General features: G+C 45.5%; 1 tRNA gene. It reads left to right on the top strand.

Annotated features, from left to right (window positions below):
• Positions 1–174: 174 nt before the first annotated feature.
• Positions 175–251 (top strand) — tRNA-Arg (locus A3735_RS22600).
• Positions 252–341: the final 90 nt, after the last annotated feature.

Here is a 341-nt window from a genome sequence, read left to right as displayed (position 1 = left end):
GGCAATACAAACGCTTCCAAAGTTTACAAACGAAGGTTAAGGCACTGTCCTAGTCGTAGGTAACAGTGGGTATCGCAAGTCCTGGCTTCAATTGTATGGGAATAATCTGTTGCAACGTGTAATTTCCACTTGAGCCTGACTCATTTGCTCGCTATTATTCCTGCGCCTATTTTTCCGCCCTTAGCTCAGCTGGATAGAGCGTCCCCCTCCTAAGGGGAAGGTCTCAGGTTCGAATCCTGAAGGGCGGGCCATTCTTGTTTATATCTCCATATTGCTCTTAAAACTCAGAGCTATGTTATTAAAGTGTAAAACCACGCGTGTTTAGGTTTGTGGCTTTGGCA

This window comes from Oleiphilus sp. HI0061 (genome assembly GCF_001635675.1).
This window is presented reverse-complemented; position numbering and strand designations above follow the sequence as displayed.